At 47.5% G+C, this 1,520-nt stretch carries 4 protein-coding genes; 3 read left to right on the top strand and 1 reads right to left on the bottom strand.

Translation table 11 applies throughout. The features are described 5' to 3' along the window. Positions 1 to 248 precede the first annotated feature (248 nt). Genes ABUA47_RS24705 through ABUA47_RS24695 form a run of 3 tightly spaced genes read left to right on the top strand, consistent with a single transcriptional unit; the run spans position 249 to position 1,313 of the window. On the top strand, positions 249 to 530 hold the full coding sequence (locus ABUA47_RS24705; protein ID WP_004295465.1) for an Imm17 family immunity protein: 282 nt from the start codon (positions 249 to 251) through the stop codon (positions 528 to 530). 4 nt (positions 531 to 534) lie between these two features. Next, positions 535 to 930: a hypothetical protein gene (locus tag ABUA47_RS24700; RefSeq protein WP_004295466.1), complete on the top strand. Its 396-nt coding sequence runs from the start codon at positions 535 to 537 to the stop codon at positions 928 to 930. After that, positions 927 to 1,313 (top strand): hypothetical protein, encoded by a 387-nt coding sequence (locus ABUA47_RS24695; protein WP_004295467.1) that lies wholly within the window; start codon positions 927 to 929, stop codon positions 1,311 to 1,313. Before ABUA47_RS24700 ends, ABUA47_RS24695 begins: the two co-directional genes overlap by 4 nt. Before the next feature lie 28 nt (positions 1,314 to 1,341). Here the strand turns inward: ABUA47_RS24695 and ABUA47_RS24690 are convergent. After that, on the bottom strand, positions 1,342 to 1,520 hold a 179-nt coding region (locus ABUA47_RS24690; protein WP_347030485.1), incomplete at its 5' end, for a DUF4948 family protein.

The following is a 1,520-nucleotide window of genomic DNA, read 5'->3' as shown; positions in this document are numbered from 1 at the left end:
TATCAAGGCAGAGGCCGGCCGCATCGTCGCCGAGGAACTGGAACGTATCAAGAACGACCCGGTGCTTTGCAAGCTCCTGCCGGAACAGAACTAAATGAACACAAACACCCCCGCAAACACCCTCCGTTACCTTAACGGGGGCTGTTTCTTGGTTTTATAACCGCACAGCCGGTGTTTTGGAGCATAAAGTAGTGATTATGTGAACAGAAAACATTATTTTTGTGTTCGGAATCCTTTTAATTATAAGTATGACAGTTACCGATATATACGAAGCAATGAACAGCAAGGCGGAAGCGTTTTTCGAGTGGTTGCAGGCTCACCCGAAATACGGGTTGCTGTTTGGTGTCGGGTTGCTTGCCCTATGGCTTGCAGGGTTGCTGTTCCGTTGGAAATGGGCGTGTCATTGGCAGTTTAACAGCAAACTGTGGTTATTTGACGATTGCAAGCCTGAAACACGCCGCAGGGTTCAGATTGTGTTGGTCAGCGTTCTGATTATACTTATATTGGTTGGTTTCTTTGTATGGAGATAACGGTATGGAAAAGGACAATCGCAAATACCGGATCTGCTTCATCGACTATATGTGGTATGTAGCCGAGATATGGCACGAAAGGGAGCGTACCAATCTCAACGGACGTATGCTACTGTTTTGGTGCTGGCTCTTCGTCCTACTCATACCGCTTGGGGTTCCGCCGATATTGCGCCTTTTCGGCTGGATGATTGGTTTGGCCATAGTGATTCCTCTCTGCTTTCTTCCCGATTTATTCTGCAAGCTACGCTATACAGCCGGACGGCGTGAAGCGCTCCGTGAACATTACGGGAAGATGAAACATCCCGGCAGGAAGCTCGCCAAAATAGTTCTTATCGCTATCGCCCTGATCGTGGCAAATGTAGCGCTGATGTTCCACCTCGGATTTATACATTGGGCATGATGAAACGGCAGGAGAATAAGCAACGGTTCTATCTCTGGGACTACCTCTGGTGGATGGGGGAGAAATTGGAACAAGCAAGACGAACAGGCAGGGTCGATGGCGAAATGATGCTCTCGATTTATATCTTCGCTCTTTTGATATTCCCTATGATGACTGTTACTATCCGGCTTTTTCCAGGTGTGTCGGCATTGTTGCCATGTGTCGTTTTTAGCATTGTCACATTTGCCGTTATGTCGCTCGTCAGCAGGATTTACAAATGGCGAGGCAAAGCAGTGATGTCTCACTATGCCAAGTGCAGGTTTAACGAACTCCTTGCGGTTCTGTTATTTTTCCTTGCGATAGCCATTATCTGCTTTATGATGTATCTTCTTGACAAAAAGTGAAACAAGCTTTGATACGAACTCCGGGCCGTTATATCGAATGGTCTAACTCGATGTACCAGTTTCCCTTGATGGGTTTGTAAAGCGTGGTGTCGTTGTACGTCCTGCGGTAGATCTCGTTCAGGTCGCCATATTCGGTGATACGGATATTCCGACGGCTTCTCAATCCGGGATCGTAAACGAAACTCTTGGACGTTCCCGCATCCACGA

The organism is Bacteroides sp. RTP31139st1_H2_RTP31139_211217 (assembly GCF_040227615.1).
Lineage (GTDB): Bacteria > Bacteroidota > Bacteroidia > Bacteroidales > Bacteroidaceae > Bacteroides > Bacteroides uniformis.
Note: the sequence above shows the minus strand (reverse complement) of the source record. Positions and strands in the feature narration are given on the sequence as shown.

Excerpts from the sequence above, each read along its gene's own strand:
- ABUA47_RS24705 (WP_004295465.1), top strand. The coding sequence starts at position 249 with ATGACAGTTACCGATATATACGAAGCAATGAACAGCAAGGCGGAAGCG.
- ABUA47_RS24700 (WP_004295466.1), top strand. The coding sequence starts at position 535 with ATGGAAAAGGACAATCGCAAATACCGGATCTGCTTCATCGACTATATG.
- ABUA47_RS24695 (WP_004295467.1), top strand. The coding sequence starts at position 927 with ATGATGAAACGGCAGGAGAATAAGCAACGGTTCTATCTCTGGGACTAC.